Source organism: Succiniclasticum ruminis DSM 9236 (genome assembly GCF_900112895.1).
In the GTDB taxonomy this organism is placed as follows: domain Bacteria; phylum Bacillota; class Negativicutes; order Acidaminococcales; family Acidaminococcaceae; genus Succiniclasticum; species Succiniclasticum ruminis.
Genome location: NZ_FONL01000002.1, coordinates 64,139 through 85,868 on the forward strand (window position 1 = coordinate 64,139; position 21,730 = coordinate 85,868).

A 21,730-nucleotide genomic window follows, 5' to 3' on the forward strand; every position below is an offset into this window, starting at 1 on the left:
CCATGTTATGTGAATTCTGCCGGCATGAGTTTGATGACAGTCTCACTGAATGCCCTTATTGCCACAAAAAGGTTGATATTGAAGCAAAAAGCCTGACCAGGGAAGAAAGGGATAACTTTGCGGGAACAACCATTGAAATGGAAGGTTCTTCCGGCGAGGACGGCTACACAAAGCGTGCCGAATACCAGGAGAAGGACAGTTATTCCCGGCAGGAAGATACTTTTCACAGGGCCGACAGTCCATACGAAGATAACAGGGATTCTTCAGGCTTTAAGGTGTACCGGCTGGGAGGAGGTCTGCTGACCTGGATCATATTTGCCCTGATCGTATTAGGGATTATCTTTTTTGTTCTTCCGGCTTTCTTGTTTATAGGAATTGTGGGCGCGGTAGCAGGCGCGATTATTATCCTGCTGTCAAGACTGTTTCAATAAATTGCGAATGACAATATGTCAGAAAGGGGAAACACATGAAAAACAGATTCTGTGAATTGTTAGGAATCCGGTATCCGATTGTGCAGGGAGGCATGGCCTGGAGCAGCGACGGAGTATTGGCCGCCGCCGTCTCGGAAGCTGGCGGGGCCGGTATTATCGGTACTGGGGGACGCACCACGGAATGGGTAGCGGAAGAAATCAAAAAGGCGAAAAATCTTACGAATAAACCTTTTGGAATTAATCTGATGCTGATGGCGCCTAACGTAAATGAAATTGCGGATCTTGTCTGTAAAGAAAAAGTTGCGTTTATTACCACCGGTGCCGGTAACCCGGTACCCTGGATCGAACCGATGCATAAAGCCGGAATCAAAGTGATTCCCGTAGTACCCAATGTTAAACTGGCTAAACGGATCGCAACTTCGGGAGCTGACGCAATGGTAATCGAAGGCATGGAAGGCGGCGGGCATATCGGGACCCTGACCACTATGGCCTTACTTTCCAATGTGCTTAAAGAAAAATTTTCCATACCTGTGCTTGCGGCAGGCGGTATTTCCGACGGTCGTGCCATGGCAGCAGCCCTGCTGATGGGTGCAGACGGCGTGCAGATGGGCTCCCGGTTCCTGCTGACAACAGAATGTCCCATCCACGAGAAAACAAAAGAAATGATTGTCAAGGCTACTGATACTGACAGCGTGGTAACCGGTTATTCCAGAAATATGGGCGTACGCTGTCTGAAAAATGCATTTACGCAGAAGTATCTTGAAGCAGAAACGAGTGGCGCGCCAAAAGAGAAACTGATGGAACTGGGTACGGGAACTTCCCGTATGGGCATGAAGGAAGGCGACATCGAAAATGGCAGCGTCATGGTAGGCGAGAGCCTGAACGTTTTGAATGAGGTACTGCCGTGCAAAGATATAATTGAAAAGATCATTGCAGATGCAAAAGCAACGCTTGCGAAAGGCGCTTATATCGAATTGTAGTTAATATTAAGGAATCACCGATTTATTCCCGGACAATTGCATAGCACGTTTATCAGTGTTTCCCTAAAGAAAAAAGGACCGGAGCATTATCTCTGAATCATTTCGGCAATCCGCTGATCGGACTGCCGGACAGATATGCTCCGGTCTTCAGTTTTATTTACTTGACTTTACATGTCTTTGGTAATTTGTAAAAGGGTATCAATCTGAATAGTATTGCGGATACAGCTTCAGTTACCGGTTCTCAGGGTCTGGCCTGCGGCTTTATTACCGTGGCTGCGGCGGGGCTGCGGCCATGTGAGTTATTGTCAGCAGAATGTTGGGGCTTAATCTCTTTTGCCGGCTCCTGCTGCTTCTCTTCATTAACTGTCTGTGAATGTTCTTTTATGGTTTGTTCAGAATCCTTTGTGGTTTGTTTATGTTCAGCGGTTTTATTAACCGGTTTAACAGTCTTATTAACTTTTGGGAGCTTCAGATGACTGTCGTCGGGTGTGATGACCTGGACTTTGGCCTCTTTGCGGCCAAATTGCAGAGCTTTTTTATGCGATTCCATGAATAAATCCACATGCCTGTTATAACCCGGATTCATCCTGTCCTGTACATAATACTTGTGACCTTCGTAAATGATAACACTTCCAATCGGCACAAAATTAGTCGCACAGGTGTATCCTTCTTTCGCTTTTTCGCCGCTGGCGGTGACCCGTGAACCGGTTTCATGAGGAGTATAGGCGGACATGGATACCGTTGTCCAGAAAATGGCGGCAAGTGAAATTACACGATAAAAGGAATACATGTCATGTTTCATTTAAAACAACCGCTCCTGTACCAACAGTTTGTCTTTCATTTCTTTATAATCCAGTGAATAATACGTAGTCATCTGCGCTTCCCGGCAGTCGGTGCCGAAAGCCCTTTTGCTGAGGCTTAATACCGGAGGCGCCTGAATGCGTTTGGCAACCGCAAGTCCGGTAAACAAGCCGTACCAGCGTTCCAGGTCCTGACAAAAAGCAGCATGACTGGGAAAGAGCCGGGCAATAAGACCTTCATCGCAGCCTAAAAAAGCTTCCAGGTCCTGATCGATATAGTGTTTCAGGATGTCTGCAGGGGAGATCTTTTCCCAGTTTTCAACAAAAGCACGCAGCAGATAATCGTGGTATTCATAAACCAGCGGATCTCCGCCGTTGCCTACCGTCTGTTCCTGTGACAGTTCGGCGCTGGGACGGATCGTAAAAACAGGTTCGGGAATTACCCTGCGTTTATAAACATACTCATTAATGTATCTTCCGAGGGCATAGACCTGATATTTCCACAAATCTCCCATTGGACAAAAAAGACCAATCAAATCGCCATAAAAAGTACCGTAACCCACAGTAATTTCCGCTTTGTTGGCGTTGCAGCTGATACCGCCTTTAAATGCGGCGGAAAAACCGGCCAGAATCCGGGAGCCCCGGTCGCGGGCCTGTATGTTTTCATACATGATCCCGTTCAGTTCTACTTTGAAATCCCGATTGGTGGTGTAATTGTGGATAGGAGTATAAAGCTGTTCAACTGTATGCGAAACACTGTCGTTGATAGGTACGATGGTGTAACAGCAGCCCAGGTTTTCCGCCAGTTGCTGCGCCAGATTTTTGGTCAGTTCCGAATTATAGCGGCTTGGCATATTAACAAGTAAAACCTGGTGCGGTCCCAGGATATCCGTGAACAGGGCAGCGGTAACGGCGGAGTCAATTCCACCGGATGCGCCTAAGACCATACGTTTGATACCTGTTTGTTTCAGGAAAAGCCCGGTGCCGTAACGAATGGTCTTATAAATAATGGCAGTTTCGTCATCCTCTGTGGCGATCAGCTCATCTTCTGCCGAATAGGCTCGTATCTTTTCGGTATCTTTATCCCAGGAGAAAATCAGTAGTTTTTCTTCGAACATAGGGGCTGCTGCCTTGACCATACCGTCAGGGCCGTAGACACAGCTCTGTCCGTCAAAAGTGTAAATATTTTTGCCGGTGTTCTGAATCCCTGTATGATTGCAGTATACAACCGGCATCTGCAATTCTTTTGCCTGTTTACCAAATATAATATGCCGTTTGCTGTTTTTTCCAAGGGTAAAAGTCGAACTGGATAGATTGCATAAAATCTCGGCGCCGCCTTGTTTCAGCATAAACGGTACGGAAAGGGGAGTCGCTTCCGTCCAGGTGTCTTCGCCCAGCAGAAGGCCCAGTTTGTATTTAACGTTACGTATTGTCGCGGTTACCGAGCCCATTCCGTTTTTCAGAGAAATGCGTTTATCTTTCAACAGCGTTTCCTGTCCTGAAAAATATCTGGGGTCGTCGAACTGGCGGTAAGCGGGAAGGGCTGTTTTTGCAACATAATCCAGACCCTGTTCTGTTGAAATCAGCTTTCCGTCCAGTGCAGTAAAGGCAGCGTTATATTTACGTACATGACCGTCTTTGTTTTTCCGTTTCCAGTCGATAGCCACATTACCGAAAACAACAGTGATTCCCTGTGTTGCGGCAATGACCTGCTGTCCGTAAGTCTCACAGTCTTTCAGGAACGCGTTCTGTTCCCATAGGTCACCAATCAGGGCGCCGGGTATGGCCAGTTCGGGAAACACTAAAATATCAACAGATTCTTTTCTCGCCAGATTAATTAACTGCAACATTTTTTTAGTGTTCAGATCCGGCCGGCCGGCGATGATTTCAATTTGTCCGCAGGCAATTTTCAGTGCCATTTTCACGCCTCTTTCTGCAAAAGTCATATGCGATGTATTAATTAATAATATTGTAGCAAGAAAAGCTGATTTTGAAAAATAAAAAATGAAAGATATGTTGTAATTAATGCTGGAGAATTCAATAATATAATGATCTATATTAATTATAACAGAGACATTTGCGTTTTTCAAAAATTTGGTTTACTATATATAAGCGCGGGAGGTATTTCTTTTGAAAAAGGTTAAGAAAACAAATGCAGCCCGTATTCTGGACGAGCTGCAAATCAAATACGAATTGAAAACGTATCCTGTTGATGAAGAGCATCTGGATGCCGTTCATGTGGCAAAAGAAGTCGGCATGCCTCCGGAACAGGTGTTTAAAACGCTGTGCGTGCGCGGCGATAAAACGGGCGTTATTTTTGCGGTTATTCCGGGAAACGGGGAACTGGATCTGAAAGCGCTTGCCAGAGTCAGCGGCAACAAGCGCTGCGAAATGGTGCATCTGAAAGAAGTCCTGCCGCTGACAGGTTATATCCGCGGCGGCTGTTCGCCACTGGGAGCCAGAAAAGACTACCCTGTCTTCATGGATGAAACCTGCCGGCTGTTTGACCGCATCGCCATCAGTGCAGGCCTGCGTGGCATGCAGATACTGGCCGCTCCCGGGGATCTGGTCCGTGCAACCGGGGCCGCTGTAGACTCATTAATCATGTAATTATTCCTGCAGCTGAGCCGGGAATCAAATCTAAGCATCATCGTATAACAAATATAAAAATAGATGACAAGGAGAAAAAGATGTTATTTGTAAGTACAAGGGGGCAGGTTGAGAAAGTATCTTCTGCCCATGCCATCAAAGAAGGGCTGGCCGGTGACGGCGGGTTATTCGTTCCCCAGAGTTTTCCGTATCTTTCCCAGGAAACGATTTTAGGCATGCACGCACTGCCATATGAACAGTGCGCCGCGAAAATACTGGGATGCTTCCTTACGGATTACAGCGCGGAAGAACTGGCAGAATGCACTGCGGCAGCCTATTCTTCCGAAAAATTCGGGGAAGACCCTGCGCCGCTGCGCAAGGTGGCGGAACGGACCGATGTATTGGAATTATGGCATGGCCCTACTATGGCGTTTAAGGATATTGCCCTGCAGATCTTACCTCATCTGATGACGAAAGCACAGGAAAAAACAGGATCGGATATCCGGATTGTGATTCTGGTTGCTACGTCCGGGGATACAGGCAAAGCAGCTCTGGAGGGTTTTGCGGATGTTCCCGGCACGGAGATTATCGTTTTCTATCCCGAAGACGGAGTCAGCCAGGTGCAGAAGCTGCAGATGGTGACCCAGGCCGGCAGCAATACAAAAGTGTTCGGCATCCTCGGTAATTTTGACGATGCCCAGCGGGGCGTAAAAGAAATTTTCGGTGATGCGGAACTGGGTAACGAACTGAAAGAATGCGGCTGGACATTCTCTTCCGCCAACTCGATCAACTGGGGAAGACTGGTTCCTCAGATTACATACTATTTTAAGGCGTATGCTGATGCTGTAGCCAATGAACGCATCCAATTTGGGGAAAATATTATTTTTTCTGTTCCTACCGGAAATTTCGGCGATATACTGGCAGGGTATTACGCAAAAAAGATGGGGCTGCCGGTAAAGCACTTTATCTGCGCCTCCAATTCCAATAATGTTCTGAGTGATTTTATCAATACCGGCGTGTATAATAAAAACCGCACGCTGAACAAAACGGTTTCTCCTTCCATGGACATTCTGGTTTCCAGCAATCTGGAACGGCTGCTGTTTGACCTGACGGAAAATGACGCAATACAGGTTGCGGAATGGATGAAACAGCTTAATACAGAAGGAACATATCAGGTTTCCAAAGATGTGGCAGACCGTGTACGCGAATTGTTTTTCGGGGCATGGATCGACGAACAGGAAACCGTAGACACCATTGGACGGGTCCACAATGATTTTGAATATCTGATCGACCCGCATACGGCGGTAGCCTGGCGGGCAGCTGAAAAATACCGTCTGCTGAGCAGCGATGACAGTTACATTGTCGTTTTATCTACTGCAAGTCCATATAAATTCTGCTCGACTGTTCTGGAGGGAATCGGCAAAGCAGCCGGGTTAGATGAAACGGATCCTTTTGCCGCGGCGCACAAGCTTGCCGAAGAAACGGAAACCTTGATACCGCCGCAGGTTACGGCTCTGGAAACCATGCCCGTCCTCCATAAGAATGTCATTGCGGCGGGAGAGATGGCACAGAATATTAAAGAGACATTAGGAATCAAAGGATAAAAATATCTGAAATTAGTAAAAAAGTCTTGCCCGATGGCAATGACTGTGTTATAATGCTTCAAGTGTTTCAATACACACGCAGTCGGATGGGGACTGTCCGTGAAAACGGTGAACCCGAATACAAAGAAGGCTGCGGAGGAAAAAACAGGAGGAAAGAACATGAGCAGTATTATTTCAATGAAACAGTTGCTGGAAGCCGGCGTACACTTCGGTCATCAGACCCGTCGCTGGAATCCCAAAATGGCGAAGTACATCTTCACCGAACGTAACGGTATCTACATCATCGACCTGCAGAAGACCGTTAAAAAAGTTGACGAAGCGTACAACTTTATCCGTGAAACTGCACAGAACGGAGGCAGCATTCTGTTCGTCGGCACTAAAAAGCAGGCTCAGGAAGCCATGCGCGAAGAAGCTGTCCGCTGCAACCAGTATTATGTTAATGAACGTTGGCTGGGCGGCATGATGACCAACTTCAAGACTATCCAGAAGAGGGTAACCCGTCTGCGTCAGCTGGAAAAGATGGAAGAAGACGGAACTTTTGACGTTCTGCCTAAAAAAGAAGTGCTGGGTCTGCGTCATGAAATGGAAAAACTGAACCGGAATCTGGGCGGCATCAAAGAAATGAAAAAATTGCCGGCAGCTCTGTTTGTAGTTGATCCCCGCAAAGAACACATCGCGGTTCTGGAAGCCCGCAAGCTGAATATTCCTATCGTTGCTACCGTAGATACAAACTGCGATCCTGACGAAGTGGATTACGTAATCCCGGCTAATGACGATGCCATCCGCGCCGTACGCTTACTGGCCAGCAAGATGGCTGACGCTGTTCTGGAAGGACGCCAGGGCCAGCAGACCGCTGAAGCGGAAACTGCCGACGTTCCGGCAGAAGAAACTGCTGCAGAGGCTGAATAATTTTACATCTGGTTTTCGGTTCCGAAACCTTTATGTGATGCTCTCGAAAGGGAACCCGTCGTGGTTCCCTTTATTTTACTGTAAAATAAACATTAAACTTTTTGATATTCAGGAGGATTAAAATATGGCACAGATTACGGCTGCAATTGTTAAAGAACTGCGTGAACGTACCGGCGCAGGCATGATGGACTGCAAAAAAGCCCTCGTAGCTACCGAAGGCGATATGGAAAAAGCAATTGACTTCCTGCGTGAAAAAGGCCTGTCCCAGGCTGCAAAGAAAGCCGGCCGCGTAGCAGCAGAAGGCGCTGTAGTAGCCTATGTTGCTGAAGATGGAAAAACCGGCGCAATCGTAGAAGTTAACTGCGAAACCGACTTTGTAGGCAAAAATGAAAACTTCCAGGCACTGGCGAAATCCATTGCCGAACTTATCGTGAAAACAAATCCGGCTGATGTGGATACCCTGCTGGCTTCCGAACTGGATGGCAAAGCAGTAAAAGATGTTGTTACTGAAGCCATTGCAAAAATCGGTGAAAACATTTCCGTTCGCCGTTTTGTCCGTTATGAAAGCGCAGAAGGCCTGGTTTACAGCTACATTCACGGTGGCGGCAAGATTGGTGTTCTGGTTGACATGAAGGGCGGAGACGCTGAGCTCGGCAAAGATGTTGCCATGCAGGTTGCTGCTGCCAATCCCCAGTTCTTAAACCGCAATGAAGTTCCTGCTTCCGAACTGGAACACGAAAAAGAGATTCTGACCGAACAGGCCCGCAACGAGGGCAAACCGGAAAATATCATCGCCAAGATGGTAATCGGCCGTATCAACAAATACTATAAGGAAGTCTGCCTGGTTGACCAGGAATTTATCCGTGACGGTGATCTGACCATCAGCAAACTGCTGAAATCCAAGAATGCGGATGTTGCCCGTTTCGCCCGCTTCCAGTTAGGTGAAGGCATTGAAAAGAAGAAAGAAAACTTCGCCGAAGAAGTTGCTGCCTTTGTAAATAAATAATCCGGTTTTATAAAAAGACTGCAAATCCGTTGCAGTCTTTTTTTATAGGCTGGATTACAGGCAATACAAACAATAATGTTGGCGTTTTTTCACAAATTCAGTGGCATTTATGGTGTTCTGCTATTTTTCAAAAGCGCAGGATGTGGTATAATGTTATGAGTAATTTCTGCAAATACCATCTTTCCGTAATTTAGTTAGCGAATGACTATAAAGATAATTAGGAGGGTGTCGGCGTGGCGAATGAAGCTAAATACAAACGTGTTGTGTTAAAACTGAGCGGTGAAGCGCTTGCAGGGGAAAAAGGGTATGGTATTGACCCGAATGTGGTTAATTCCATCGCCGGACAGATCAAGGAAGTACTAGACTGCGGTCTGGAAATTGCTGTGGTTAACGGCGGAGGTAATATCTGGCGCGGTCTGTCTGGTGCCAACAAGGGCATGGACAGGGCAACGGCCGACTACATGGGGATGCTGGCCACAGTCATTAATTCCCTGGCATTGCAGGATGCACTGGAGCAGATTGGTGTTCCCACCCGTGTTCAGACCGCAATTGAAATGCGGCAGATTGCGGAACCTTATATCCGCCGCAGAGCAGTACGCCATCTGGAGAAAGAAAGGGTAGTCATATTTGCCGCGGGAACCGGTAATCCTTATTTTTCAACAGATACCACTGCAGCGCTGCGGGCTGCGGAAATTGAAGCAGATGCGATCCTGATGGGGAAAAACGGGGTAGACGGAGTGTATGACGCGGACCCGGCAACCCATCCGGAAGCAAAGAAGTTTGATCACCTGGATTATATCGATGTGATCAACAGACATCTGAGCGTGATGGACACCACAGCTATCAGCTTATGCATGGATAATAAGATTCCCATTATTGTTTTTAATATTGAGACAAAAGGAAATATCTTAAAAGCAGCAATGGGAACAGTAACCGGTACAACGGTAGGAGGTAAATGATCATGGCTACGATTGAGGAACTCTTGACAACAAACGAAGAAAAAATGAAAAAAACAATTTCCTATCTTCGTGAGGATCTGGCCGGCTTGCGGGCAGGCCGGGCAACTCCGGCGTTGCTGAATAAGATTACAGTGGATTATTACGGAACTCCCACGCCCATCAACCAGGTTGCCAACATCGGTGTGCCGGAACCCCGCATGATTGTAATCACCCCCTGGGAGAAAACTATGATCAAAGCGATTTCCAAGGCAATCATGACGTCGGATTTGGGTCTGAACCCCAACACAGACGGCTCCGTAATCCGTTTAAACCTTCCCCAGCTGACGGAAGAACGCAGAAAAGAACTTGTAAAAACCGCCAATAAGCGTACGGAAGAAGCCCGTGTAAGCATCCGTAACATGCGCCGTGATATTATCGACGGCATCAAGAAGGCTGAAAAAGCGAAGGAAATTACCGAAGATGATTCCAAGGACGGTCAGGATAAGGCGCAGAAACTGACCGACAAGATGATGAAAGAAATCGATAAAGTAATCGAAGCGAAAGAAAAAGAAATCATGGAAGTGTAACCATATGCCAGATGTTCTTGCCCTGCCGCTTTCTGAAGCGGTAAAAATGCTGCAGGCTGCCGGCTGGGATTATCAGGTGGTACGTATTTCTTCCGCATACCGGCATGACAATACAGATAATTGCCGTATGGAAGAGTATGTTGTCAGGCAGCAGGAGCTGGCTGACCATAGAATGCTTTTGAGTACAATTATGAAGAGGAGAAAGGAGGTGCTCGAGCATGGCTTATAAAATTGATACCGACGCTTGCGTAGGCTGCGGCACTTGTGCCAGCACTTGCCCCGTTGGCGCACCGAAAGAAAATGGTGAAGGCAAATACCAGATCACTGCCGATGAATGTGTAGAATGCGGCGCTTGCGCAGCTAACTGTCCGGTTGGCGCTATTTCCCAGGAATAATTTTTTGCGACAAAACTCCCCTTCTGTTTCTGCAGGAGGGGAGGCACATTTTTCTTTATGATCAAGGATGTTAATCTATGTTTAACACTTTATTTTTAAAGCCGGTTCGTTCCATGCCCGCCAAAGTCTCGATGAATGTCGACGGTCTGGATATGGATAATATCCCGCAACATGTGGCAATCATAATGGACGGTAACGGACGCTGGGCCAAAGCCCGCGGCAAAATCCGTACACAGGGCCATAAAGTGGGCGCCGAAACGCTTAAAACCATTGTACGGGCAGCCGATACGCTGGGAATCAAAGCCATTACAGCGTACGCTTTTTCTACAGAGAACTGGAAGCGACCCGTAACAGAAGTGCATTTTATTATGGAGTTGTTAAGCCGGTATCTCACTTCTGAGATTGAAGAGTTTAAGGAAAACAATGTGCAGGTCCGGTTCATGGGCTCCAGGGAAGGGCTGCCTGATATAGTAACAGAAAAGATGGACCACGCTATTGAAGAAACTAAGAATGATACCGGGATCATTTTAAATCTGGCAATTAATTACGGTGGGCAGGCAGAAATCTTACATGCAGTCAAATCCATTGCGCAGCAGGTTGCAGACGGTACGCTGAAGGTTGAAGACATTGATGCTCCCGTATTTGAAAATAATTTATATTCCAAAGGGCTTCCGGCCCCTGATTTACTGATCAGGACAGGCGGGGACCTGCGGGTCAGCAACTTTTTATTATGGCAGATTGCCTATTCAGAAATCTGGACAACTCAGGTCTTCTGGCCTGATTTTACCCCCGATATGCTGGTTGAAGCCATTAAGATGTATCAGAAACGGGAACGCCGGTTTGGCGGGCTTGTCCAGAAATAACGCAAAGGTTGGATTAATTTTGTTTAAACGTATTTTAACGGCAATTGTGGGAATTCCGGTTGCTGTTTTTCTGGTGACAAAGGGCGGTCTTTTATTTGCTGCCGCTGTTTTTATTTTGGCGTTGGCGGCCTGGCGGGAATACGCCCGGATGGCCGGTGCCAAAGATGTTCATACTTACATACTGACGTCGTTTCTTCCTTCCATGCTGCTGGTTTGCGCAGCAGGTCTCGGTAAAGTCGGATATTTTATGCCGATATTGACATTTGCAGTGCTTGGCATTTTATTTGAAGGGCTTTACCGGCACTGCAAATGCGGTGAACTAAACTGGCCGCTGCACGTTTCCAACTCACTGCTGGCATTGTTATATGTGGGACTGTTATTTGCACATATTCCCCTGATCCGTGAGTATTCCCCGGAGACTGTCAATTATTTGGGAATGGATTTTTCAAGGGGTGAACTTGCGTTGTGGATGGTATTGCTGGGCACCTGGGCAAGCGATACATTTGCCTATTTCTTTGGTATTGCTTTCGGAAAACATAAATTTTGTTCTGTAAGTCCGAAAAAATCAATGGAAGGCGCTGTTGCCGGCTTTATCTTTGCTTTTGCGGTAACAGGAGGAATTGCGTATCACGGGCTGCATACCGGACTGCTGCCAGCGGTCTTAACAGGATTAACGGTAGCGTTTTTCGCTCCTGTCGGAGATTTGATCGAATCCGTGCTAAAACGTTCTTTTGACATTAAAGATTCCGGCAATTTCTTTCCCGGCCACGGCGGAGTGTTAGACCGTTTTGACAGTCTGTTGTTTGCCGTACCTGCTGTATATTATGTAATGAAACTAATGGGTATTTAGCATTTCGGGGTTTACAATGAAAAACATTTCTGTATTGGGCAGTACCGGTTCTATTGGCAGGCAGACACTGGAAGTTGCGGCTGCCAATCCGGAAAAACTGAAGATCCGGGTACTGGCGGCACACTCGAGTGTAAGCCTTATGCTGCGGCAGATTGAGGATTTTCATCCGGATTTTGCGGTTTTAACAGACAAGAAAGCTGCTGCGGAGTTGCAGCGGCAATACCGCGGGAAAACGGAAATCTTAAGCGGTCAGGAAGGCTTGCTTGCCGCTGCCACTTATGAAAATGTGGATACTGTACTGGGCGCTATGGTTGGTTACGCCGGTCTTCGTCCTACATTGGCCGCCATAAAAGCGGGCAAGGATATTGCCCTTGCCAATAAAGAGACACTGGTGGCCGCAGGCCATATTGTCATGCAGGCCGTAAAAGATAACAACGTAAGCCTGCTGCCCGTTGATAGTGAGCACAGCGCTATATTCCAATCTCTGCGGGGAGGGTATCATCCCTGTCTTTCTTTTGCGGAAAAGGAAAGGAATAACAGTGAAGTCAGACGTCTGATACTGACTGCTTCCGGGGGACCTTTCCGGGGTAAAACCAGAGAAGAACTGAAGCATGTTACTCTTGCCCAATGCTTAAAACATCCGAACTGGAGCATGGGTAAAAAGGTTACCATCGACAGTTCTACGCTGGCTAATAAGGGCCTGGAAGTCATGGAAGCCCACTGGCTGTTCAACATGCCCTATGAGAAAATCGATGTCGTCATCCATCCCCAGAGCATTGTCCATTCCCTGGTTGAATTTAAGGATGGAGCGGTGATTGCCCAATTAGGCATACCAGATATGAAGTTGCCGATTCAGTACGCGCTTTCGTATCCGCAACGGTTTGACTGTAGTTTTGGCCGGCTGGATCTGCTGCAATGCGGTAATCTGACCTTTGAAGCGCCTGACAGTGAAGCCTTTCCTTGCTTGCAGACCGCCATTGACTGCGGTAAGACGGGAGGAAGCCTGCCGTGTGCTTTTAATGCCGCGAACGAAGAATGCGTAACGGCATTTTTAGAAGAAAAAATTTCATATCTGGATATCCCGGAAATCGTAAAACGTGTTGTAGACTCCCATGTCGTCATTCCGCGTCCCTCTCTGGATGAAATCGAGGAAACGGACCGGACTGTCCGCATAAAAACAAAAAAAATGATCAGTCTCCAATAAATAATTTGCGATTAAAGTATTAAAGATGCATAAAACAGCCTGACAGGTTACAGGTTGTTTATATAAACATGGTCTGCACAGTTTTGTCCATACGCAGACTTAATAGTTTTAATATAAGGAGTTTTGCATTTGTTAACGGTATTAGCTTGTATTTTTGTATTTGGTATATTGGTTACGGTGCATGAATTCGGTCATTTCATCACAGCCAAGCTGACAGGGATGAAAGTGGAAGAGTTTTCCATCGGGTTCGGCCCGAACATTTATCAGCGACAGGAAGGGGAGACGCTGTATTCATTACGCATGCTTCCCTTGGGCGGTTATAATAAAATCGCCGGGATGGACCCGGAAGACCCCGAAGATCTGGAACGGGGTTTTAATTCCAAGCCGGTTGCCTCCCGAATGCTGGTCATTTTAGCCGGCTCCCTGATGAATTTTGCTTTACCGGTGCTGATTTTTTTTGGTATTTTTCTGGCATATGGCATGGAAGTGCCGCAAAACACACCCGTGTTAGGCCAGATAGTGGAAGGATATCCTGCGGCGCAAAGCGGATTAAAAGAAGGAGACAAGGTCCTTTCCATCAACGGACAGCCGGTCAGCCAATGGACGGATATACGAACCCGTCTTGCTGACGCAGGAACAAAACCTGTACCTTTTGAGATTCAAAGGGATAAAGAAAAGCTGACGGTGACAGTTACCCCTGTTTTAAATCCGGAAACAGGAAAGCCATTTATCGGCGTGGTCTCCTCTCTGAAAAAAGTTCAGCTGACACCCTGGCAGGCTGCAGTTTCTTCTGTTACCGCCACCAAAAACATCATTAAAAACATGTATGCTTCGCTGTATCATATGGTGACCGGAAAGACTAAGGCGGAATTATCCGGTCCTGTGGGCGTGGCAAAGATGGCAGGACAGGTAGCCCACAAGGGATTTGACATGCTGCTTCAGTTTACTGCCATGCTGAGCCTGAATCTGGCAATTATCAACTTGTTACCGCTGCCTGCACTGGACGGCGGACATTTTCTGATTTTGTTGATAGAGGCCGTTACAGGTCATAAGTTAGGGAAAACTGCCATGCAGAATATCCAGAAGGTTGGCGTAGCCATGATTTTAGCAATCACTATTTTTGCTACGTTTAAAGATTTGACTCGCTGAAAGTTTAATCATTTTTATTTGTTTCGCTATTGTTAAGACTATATCCGTTAAGAAGGTGACCCATGAAACGTAGAATTACCCGGCAAATTTATGTTGGGACTGTTGCGATTGGCGGAGATGCTCCTATCGCCGTCCAATCGATGACTAATACCAAAACACAGGATGCCAAGGCTACGCTGGAACAGATTCATAAGCTGACAGATGCCGGCTGTGATATTATACGCTGCGCCGTGCCGGATATGGATGCTGCCCTGGCGTTAAAAGAAATTGTGCAAGGCAGTCCCATACCTGTCATTGCCGATATCCATTTCGATTACCGGCTTGCCCTGCAGGCCATTGAATCCGGCGTGCACGGACTCCGGCTGAATCCTGGCAATATCGGCGGAACCGAAAAGGTGAAAGCGGTAGTAGAAGCTGCCAAACCGAAAAACATTCCGATCCGTATCGGCGTGAATGCCGGTTCGCTGCCGAAAGACTTACTGGAAAAATACGGTCATCCCACGGCAGAAGCTTTAGTGGAAGCGGCCTGGAGGCACATCCGTATTCTGGAAGAGATGGATTATCGCAATATAAAGATATCCCTGAAATGTCATGATGTTCCTCTTACGCTGGCAGCTTACAGACTGCTGGCATCCCAGTGTGATTATCCCTTACATGTGGGGATCACGGAAGCCGGTACGGTGAATTCCGGAATCATTAATTCTGCAGTAGGAATCGGCACGTTACTCGCAGAGGGCATTGGCGATACAATCAGAGTTTCACTGACCGGCGATCCGGTAAATGAGGTGAAGGTTGGTTTTGAAATATTAAAATCGTTAGGCCTGCGTTCATATGGCCCGACACTGATCAGTTGTCCGACCTGCGGACGTACCAGTATTGATTTGGAAAAACTGGCAACCACTGTAGAGGCAAGGCTGGCAGATATTAAAGATTCCATCAGTGTTGCTGTCATGGGCTGTATCGTAAACGGACCCGGGGAGGCCCGGGAAGCCGATGTGGGAATTGCCGGCGGCAAAGGAGAAGGACTTGTTTTCCGCAAGGGACAGATTATTAAAAAAGTTCCGGAAGAGTGTCTGGTCAACGAGTTGTTTCATGAGATTGATAAAATTTTAGATGAGAGGAAGAATAAATAAATGTTAGTCAGCAAATTATACGCACCTACCTTACGTGAAGTCCCGGCAGAAGCAGAAATCCCCAGCCATAAACTGATGCTGCGGGCGGGTTATATGAGAAAATCCGCTACCGGCATGTATTCCTATCTGCCGCTGGCGCAGCGCGTCCTGCAGAAAATCGAAACGATTATCCGGGAAGAACTGAATGCCATTGACTCCCAGGAAATCCTGATGCCGATTGTACAGCCTGCGGAAATCTGGCAGCAGAGCGGCCGCTGGGATGTATACGGTGCAGAGATGTGGCGCCTGAAAGACCGGCACGGACATGATTACTGTCTGGGACCTACCCACGAAGAAATGATTACGACACTGGCCCATATGGATGTGAATTCGTACCGACAGCTGCCTCTTTCTCTCTACCAGATCCAGGATAAATTCCGGGATGAACGCCGTCCCCGTTTCGGTCTGATGCGCAGCCGTGAATTTATAATGAAGGACGCCTACACATTTGATAAAGACGAAGAAGGACTGAACAAATCCTATCAGGATATGTACGATGCGTACAGTAAGATTTTCACCCGCTGCGGTCTTACGTTCCGTCCGGTTGAAGCGGACAGTGGTGCCATCGGCGGCAGCGGTTCCCACGAATTTATGGTGCTGGCTGATTCCGGGGAAGCGGAAATCAGTTACTGCACGCAGTGCGATTATGCGGCAGATACAGAAAAAGCGGAACTGAACCTGATCGAAGCATCTGCAGAAGAAGTTCTTCCAAAAGAAAAAGTTGTTACACCGGACTGCAAAACCATTGCGGATGTCTGCGCGTATTTAAAATCACCTGTAGAAAAATCGGTAAAAGCGGTTGCGTACCAGAGCGAAAAAGGACTGATCCTCTGCTTTGTACGGGGCGATCACGAAGTCAATGATATCAAAGTCATCAACACCTGCGGCGTCAACCAGCTGGAAATGGCTCCCGCCGAACTGTTGGAAGCAGCAGGAACTACAGGCGGTTACATGGGCCCCTGCGGAATCGATCCGGAAAAGGCCATTGTTGTCTGCGATCAGTCCGTAATGAAGATGCACAATTTCTGCTGCGGCGCCAATGAAGAAGGATATCATTTTATCAATGTGAACCCGGGACGTGATTTTACACCGACATTTGTTGCCGATATCCGTCTGATGCAGGAGGGGGACCCCTGTCCGCGGTGCGGCGGAAAGATTGCCAAAGCACGTGGCATTGAAGTAGGACAGGTATTCAAACTGTTTACAAAATACAGTGAAAAACTGAACGCGACCTATCTGGATGAAAATGGCAAGGCAAACCCGATGTTCATGGGCTGTTACGGTATCGGCGTAGGCCGTACCATGGCGGCCGCCGTAGAACAGAATAACGATAAGGACGGTATCATCTGGCCGGTGGAAATTGCTCCGTATCATGTGATTGTAGTTCCAATCAACATTAAGGACGAAGCGGTTAAAGAAAAAGCTTTTGCTGTCTATGCCGAGCTTAAAAAGGCCGGAATAGAGGTAATTCTGGATGACCGCGACGAACGTCCCGGCGTCAAATTTAAAGATGCGGACCTGATCGGTTATCCCGTACGTGTTGTACTTGGCAAAAAGACGCTGGATAACGGGCAGATCGAAGTGAAAGCCCGTAAGACCGGCAGTATACGGATGTTGCCTGCGGATGATTTTGTTGACGGAATCAGGGCTATACTGGAAGAACTGAAAAAGTCGTAATAAAGGTTTTATTGGAAGAACCAAATAAGTAATCCCGGGGTGATTGAATTGGAAGCATGGCTGACTGATTTTATGAATTCCATTCAGGGTGAAATGGTACTGCGCCTGCTGCTGGCTGCTGCATTTGGCGGTATCGTAGGTATGGAACGCGGCAGTGGTGACCGCCCGGCCGGATTTCGTACACATATTCTGGTATGTGCGGGCTCTGCACTTATTATGCTGGTGTCCATGTATGGTTTTGAAGGCTTTGATAAGGTGCCTTTTGAATATCCTAAAAACAGGGATTCGGCCCGGATTGCCGCACAGGTGGTTAGCGGCATCGGTTTTCTTGGCGCCGGTACGATTCTGCATGAGGGTATCACCGTGCGCGGGCTTACTACAGCCGCCAGTCTCTGGATGATTTCCGCCATAGGTCTGGCTACAGGGGCCGGCATGTATTCAATAGGCGCGGCAGCTACGCTTATTACGTTTATCACACTAACCGCTTTTCACAGTGTTGAAAAACGGTTTGCTGTAGTCAACAGCAAATCCGATAAAAAATATATCCGGGTTGTAACCGCGAATATCCCGGGTACTGTTGCCCGGGTTGCAACTTTTCTTGCCCAGAACGATATTAAAGTAAAAACAATCAACGTTCAGAACAGTGCATTAAGCGATAAAGTTGTACTGGAATTATATCTTAAATTCAACAAGGAAACAGATCTGGCGCTCATCATGAACGGACTGCAGCAGATTGAAGGAATTAAATCAATAGAGAATATTGGATAGCTTTAATGAGGAGTATATATGAAACCCTCTTATTATTTGGAGCCTGATGCGGAAAAAATGCGGTCTTTTTTCCGCTCTTTTTCTTTACATAAGGATTTAACTACTGATTTGGAGAGAATCAGCATCAATAGAATATGGATCGATGAAACCGAAAACGGCTGGGAGTTAGAGTATTCTTCCCCTGTGCAGCCGGATTCCAATTTGCTGGATACGCTTTCAGAGCATATTAAAACTTCATTTAACCTTAAAAAGCTGGCATGGAAACGGTTACAGGATGCTATAGTTTCGGTATCTGTACCTGCTACAGATATAATACAAGCTGATTCCGAAACTGACGAGGCTAACCCTGTTTTTGATCTGGATATTCCTGTAGAGGAAATGCCTCCGGATGCAGATTGTGAATCGGTTTCCGGTATCGAAGAAGATGAAACTTATTTACAGGCTTATAATGCCTTATATGGGAATAAATACGCTGACGGGTGCCTGTTTGGTAAAAATTTCAAGGCAAATGATATTGTTCCTCTGAACAAACTGACGGAAGCCCGTCGTCATGTTGTGATTCAGGGGCATATCGGTACACAGCGGGATAAAGATGATAAGCTTGTAGCCTATACGGAACGGGAAGTCAGGGGACGCAATAAAGATGCTTCCCGGTTACTGGTCCAGTTCAACGTTGTGGATGCGGATGGCGGCATTTACGTTAAGGTTTTCTTTGATGACCACGACGACGGAAATGGGTTTAAAAAACAACTGAAACCGGGCATGGAATTACAATTGCTGGGAAATGCCGAGCCTGATCAGTACAACCACGATGCTATGACATTTTCACCGATTGCCATAAAGAAAATCGAGACTCATCAGAGAGAAGATCATGCGCCGGTGAAGAGAGTAGAATTGCATTGCCACACTAAAATGAGCAAACTGGATGCAATCACAGACGTAAAAGACCTTATTAACACAGCAATCCGGTTTGGCCATAAAGCGCTGGCAATTACAGATCACGGAGTAATTCAGGCATTCCCGTTCTGTGCCGACGCTGTGGAAGATGCAGGCAGTGATTTAAAACTTATTTACGGCTGCGAGGGGTACCTGGCTTCCGATGCTGACGGCAAAATCATGATGGAAGGCTTGCCTCATACGCATAGAATCCAATCAAATCATATTATCATTCTGGCCAAAGATTATATCGGACTGCGGAATTTGTATAAACTGATTACTCTGTCCCATCTGAGTTATCTGAATGGCAGCGGGGTCCGCGCCCGTCCGCTGATTCCCAGAAGTGTACTGGAAGAACTGCGTGAAGGGCTTTTGCTGGGCAGCGCCTGTGAAATAGGTGAGTTATATCAGGCGATAGAAAAGGGAAAATCCGAAGAAGAATTACTGAAAATTGCGGATTTTTATGATTATCTTGAAATACAACCCCTGGGCAATAACGCATTCCTGGAAAGGGAAGGGCGTTTTACCCATGAGCAGCTGATTGAAAACAATAAGCTGATTTACCGTTTGGCTAAAAAACTGGGCAAACCGTGTGTGGCAACCTGCGATTCGCATTTTCTGGAACCGGGGGATGCTAAAACACGCGCTATTTTGCAGTACAGCCAGGGATATAATGACGCGGATATGCAGGCACCGCTGTTTTTCCGCACCACAGAGGAGATGCTGGGGGAGTTTGCATATCTTGGCAAAGAAATCGCCTATGAGGTCTGTGTCACCAATCCAAATCTGATTGCGGACCGGATCAGCCGGATCAAACCGGTTCCGGACCGGGATCAGTTGTATTCACCTGTATTGCCGGGTGCAGAAGAAGAAATCGTGAATTTATGTTATGAAAAAGCGCACCGGTATTATGGAGATACGCTGCCTAAAATTGTGGAAGACCGGCTGAAGATGGAGCTGGATGCCATTATCGGCAACGGCTATGCCGTTTTATATGATATTGCCCACAAATTGGTTAAGCACTCCATGGACGAAGGCTATCTGGTTGGCTCCCGGGGCTCAGTAGGTTCCAGCCTGGTTGCCTGTATGACAGACATTACGGAAGTGAACCCTCTGATACCTCATTACCGTTGCCCAAAATGCCGGCATACAGAGTTTTTCGAACACGGTGAATATGCCAGTGGTTTTGACATGCCACCCAAAACCTGTCCCGACTGCGGGACGGATATGGCGCGTGACGGTCACAATATTCCCTTTGCGGTATTCATGGGATTCCACGGCGACAAGGTACCGGATATAGATTTGAATTTTTCTGATGAATATCAGCACAGGGCCCACAAATATACGGAAGAATTATTCGGACGCGACAATGTCTGCCGCGCTGGTACCATTGCCACAGTTGCACCGAAGACAGCCTGGTCTTATGCCAAAAAATATTTTGAAGAACATAATATACCTGCACATCCGGCGTATGTTGAAAGCTTCATTGCCGGCCTGAATGGCGTTAAGCGCACGACAGGACAGCATCCGGCCGGAATCATGGTTATCCCAAGAGATATGGATATCCATTACATAACGCCCATGAGCCATCCGGCTGATGATAGAAGCAGCAGTATAATCACCACACATTACGATTATCATTCTATTAACGACCGGCTGGTAAAACTGGATATCCTGGGACACGTTGATCCCACCATGATCAAGCGGCTGGAAGAATTTACCGGCATCAATGCGCTGGATATTCCCGTAGGCGATCCGGATACTATGTCAATCTTTTCTTCCACGGAGAAACTTGGTGTGACTCCGGAACAGATAGGTACGAACGTGGGTACGCTGGGCATTCCGGAGTGCGGAACCCGTTTTACGCTGGATATGATCCATGAACTGAAACCCAGACTTTTCAGCGACATTGTCCGTGTATCCGGTTATTCCCACGGTACCAATGTATGGATCGGCAACGCCAAAGATCTGATAGAATCCGGCCATCCTGTGGAACAGACCATTTCCACCCGGGATGACGTGATGACCTCATTGATAGCTAAAGGTGTAGATCCGGCTATCGCGTTTAAAACCATGGAATACGTCCGCAAGGGTAAGGCTGCCAAAAAAGGACTGGAACCGGCAATGCGGGAAGCCATGGAAAAAGCCCATGTGCCTGACTGGTATATGAAATCCTGCGAGACCGTCCAGTACCTGTTCCCCAAAGCCCATGCTGTGGCATATGTATTAAATGCTTACCGGATAGCCTATTGCAAAGTCCATCATCCCCTGGCGTACTACGCCGCGTACTTTTCCCAGCGGGCCGATGTGGACGCGACTTATATCGCCAAGGGGGAAGCGTACATCCGGCAGTACATTAAAAATGTGGACTTACAGGGCAAAGATGCGAAAGCTGTAGATAAAGATAACGTGATTTACCTGCAGCTGGTTCTGGAAATGCTGGCAAGGGGTTTTGTATTTTATCCCATTGATCTGTATAAATCGCATGCCTGTCAGTTCCGACCTGAAGACGACAAAGGGATACGTATCCCGTTATGCTGTCTGCCGGGTGTAGGCAAAGGTGTAGCACGCACGCTTTCACTGACTGTAAAAAACAATTCACGCGAGTTTATTTCCCAGGAAGACCTGCTTTCCTGCTGCAGACAGACAGAACAGATCGTGTTGGATAAAACTGCCAGACGGGAAGAACTGCTGCCGGAAGAAGAAGAGTTAGGACATGTGGGACAGACCGCTTTGGATGCTTTGGCGGAGTACGGAGCGCTTGGCAATCTGCCGGTCAGCAATCAGATGGATCTGTTCAGTTTCTCCTAAACTGGTTCTTTGCACAGGAATTTATATTTTATTACAAAATCCTGCAGATTCTTTCAAAAAT

Annotated in this window: 20 protein-coding genes; 18 read left to right on the top strand and 2 right to left on the bottom strand. The window is 47.2% G+C overall.

Features of this window, described 5'->3' with window-relative positions:
• Positions 1–2: 2 nt before the first annotated feature.
• Both BM159_RS02275 and BM159_RS02280 read left to right on the top strand, forming a co-directional pair.
• On the top strand, positions 3–431 hold the full coding sequence (locus BM159_RS02275) for a hypothetical protein (RefSeq protein ID WP_093912647.1): 429 nt from the start codon (positions 3–5) through the stop codon (positions 429–431).
• Positions 432–466: 35 nt separating this feature from the next.
• A complete protein-coding gene (locus BM159_RS02280; protein ID WP_093912648.1) occupies positions 467–1,411 on the top strand; it encodes a nitronate monooxygenase in 945 nt (314 codons plus the stop codon).
• A 241-nt stretch (positions 1,412–1,652) separates the two neighbouring features.
• Here BM159_RS02280 and BM159_RS02285 read toward each other — a convergent pair whose 3' ends face one another.
• A complete protein-coding gene (locus tag BM159_RS02285; RefSeq protein ID WP_093912649.1) occupies positions 1,653–2,213 on the bottom strand; it encodes an RlpA-like double-psi beta-barrel domain-containing protein in 561 nt (186 codons plus the stop codon).
• Positions 2,214–4,130, bottom strand: coding sequence for an NAD(+) synthase (gene nadE, locus BM159_RS02290; protein WP_093912650.1), 1,917 nt, complete (start codon positions 4,128–4,130; stop codon positions 2,214–2,216).
• Positions 4,131–4,341: 211 nt separating this feature from the next.
• Between nadE and ybaK the strand changes: the two genes are divergently transcribed.
• The 16 genes from ybaK to BM159_RS02370 all read left to right on the top strand — a co-directional run bounded on the left by ybaK (position 4,342) and on the right by BM159_RS02370 (position 21,669).
• Positions 4,342–4,821, top strand: coding sequence for a Cys-tRNA(Pro) deacylase (gene ybaK / locus BM159_RS02295; RefSeq protein ID WP_093912651.1), 480 nt, complete (start codon positions 4,342–4,344; stop codon positions 4,819–4,821).
• A gap of 80 nt (positions 4,822–4,901) precedes the next feature.
• Positions 4,902–6,404, top strand: coding sequence for a threonine synthase (thrC, locus tag BM159_RS02300; protein WP_093912652.1), 1,503 nt, complete (start codon positions 4,902–4,904; stop codon positions 6,402–6,404).
• A 159-nt stretch (positions 6,405–6,563) separates the two neighbouring features.
• Positions 6,564–7,313 carry a 30S ribosomal protein S2 gene (rpsB, locus tag BM159_RS02305; protein ID WP_093912844.1) on the top strand — a complete coding sequence of 250 codons (750 nt, stop codon included), beginning with the start codon at positions 6,564–6,566 and terminating at the stop codon, positions 7,311–7,313.
• 124 nt (positions 7,314–7,437) lie between these two features.
• Positions 7,438–8,319, top strand: a complete 882-nt coding sequence (gene tsf, locus BM159_RS02310; protein ID WP_093912653.1) for a translation elongation factor Ts — start codon at positions 7,438–7,440, stop codon at positions 8,317–8,319.
• A 233-nt stretch (positions 8,320–8,552) separates the two neighbouring features.
• Positions 8,553–9,278: a UMP kinase gene (gene pyrH, locus BM159_RS02315; RefSeq protein WP_093912654.1), complete on the top strand. Its 726-nt coding sequence runs from the start codon at positions 8,553–8,555 to the stop codon at positions 9,276–9,278.
• A gap of 2 nt (positions 9,279–9,280) precedes the next feature.
• Entirely contained in the window at positions 9,281–9,844 is a 564-nt protein-coding gene (frr, locus tag BM159_RS02320) for a ribosome recycling factor (RefSeq protein ID WP_093912655.1), read from the top strand.
• A gap of 4 nt (positions 9,845–9,848) precedes the next feature.
• Complete coding sequence (locus BM159_RS02325; protein ID WP_093912656.1) at positions 9,849–10,073, top strand: PASTA domain-containing protein; 225 nt, start codon at positions 9,849–9,851, stop codon at positions 10,071–10,073.
• Entirely contained in the window at positions 10,063–10,239 is a 177-nt protein-coding gene (locus BM159_RS02330) for a 4Fe-4S binding protein (RefSeq protein WP_093912657.1), read from the top strand. Before BM159_RS02325 ends, BM159_RS02330 begins: the two co-directional genes overlap by 11 nt.
• Positions 10,240–10,316: 77 nt before the next feature.
• Positions 10,317–11,102, top strand: a complete 786-nt coding sequence (locus BM159_RS02335) for an undecaprenyl pyrophosphate synthase (protein ID WP_093912658.1) — start codon at positions 10,317–10,319, stop codon at positions 11,100–11,102.
• Positions 10,984–11,952: a phosphatidate cytidylyltransferase gene (locus tag BM159_RS12115; RefSeq protein ID WP_245763621.1), complete on the top strand. Its 969-nt coding sequence runs from the start codon at positions 10,984–10,986 to the stop codon at positions 11,950–11,952. Before BM159_RS02335 ends, BM159_RS12115 begins: the two co-directional genes overlap by 119 nt.
• 16 nt (positions 11,953–11,968) lie before the next feature.
• The gene (locus tag BM159_RS02345; RefSeq protein ID WP_093912660.1) at positions 11,969–13,156 is read left to right on the top strand and encodes a 1-deoxy-D-xylulose-5-phosphate reductoisomerase; all 1,188 of its coding nucleotides are present in this window, start codon (positions 11,969–11,971) and stop codon (positions 13,154–13,156) included.
• A 129-nt stretch (positions 13,157–13,285) separates the two neighbouring features.
• Positions 13,286–14,305, top strand: a complete 1,020-nt coding sequence (rseP, locus tag BM159_RS02350) for an RIP metalloprotease RseP (protein ID WP_093912661.1) — start codon at positions 13,286–13,288, stop codon at positions 14,303–14,305.
• A gap of 62 nt (positions 14,306–14,367) precedes the next feature.
• Positions 14,368–15,438: a flavodoxin-dependent (E)-4-hydroxy-3-methylbut-2-enyl-diphosphate synthase gene (gene ispG / locus BM159_RS02355; protein ID WP_093912662.1), complete on the top strand. Its 1,071-nt coding sequence runs from the start codon at positions 14,368–14,370 to the stop codon at positions 15,436–15,438.
• The gene (locus BM159_RS02360) at positions 15,439–17,154 is read left to right on the top strand and encodes a proline--tRNA ligase (RefSeq protein ID WP_093912663.1); all 1,716 of its coding nucleotides are present in this window, start codon (positions 15,439–15,441) and stop codon (positions 17,152–17,154) included.
• Positions 17,155–17,193: 39 nt separating this feature from the next.
• Entirely contained in the window at positions 17,194–17,922 is a 729-nt protein-coding gene (locus tag BM159_RS11895) for an MgtC/SapB family protein (protein WP_177205861.1), read from the top strand.
• 108 nt (positions 17,923–18,030) lie between these two features.
• Positions 18,031–21,669 carry a PolC-type DNA polymerase III gene (locus tag BM159_RS02370; RefSeq protein ID WP_177205862.1) on the top strand — a complete coding sequence of 1,213 codons (3,639 nt, stop codon included), beginning with the start codon at positions 18,031–18,033 and terminating at the stop codon, positions 21,667–21,669.
• The last annotated feature ends 61 nt before the right edge of the window (positions 21,670–21,730 follow it).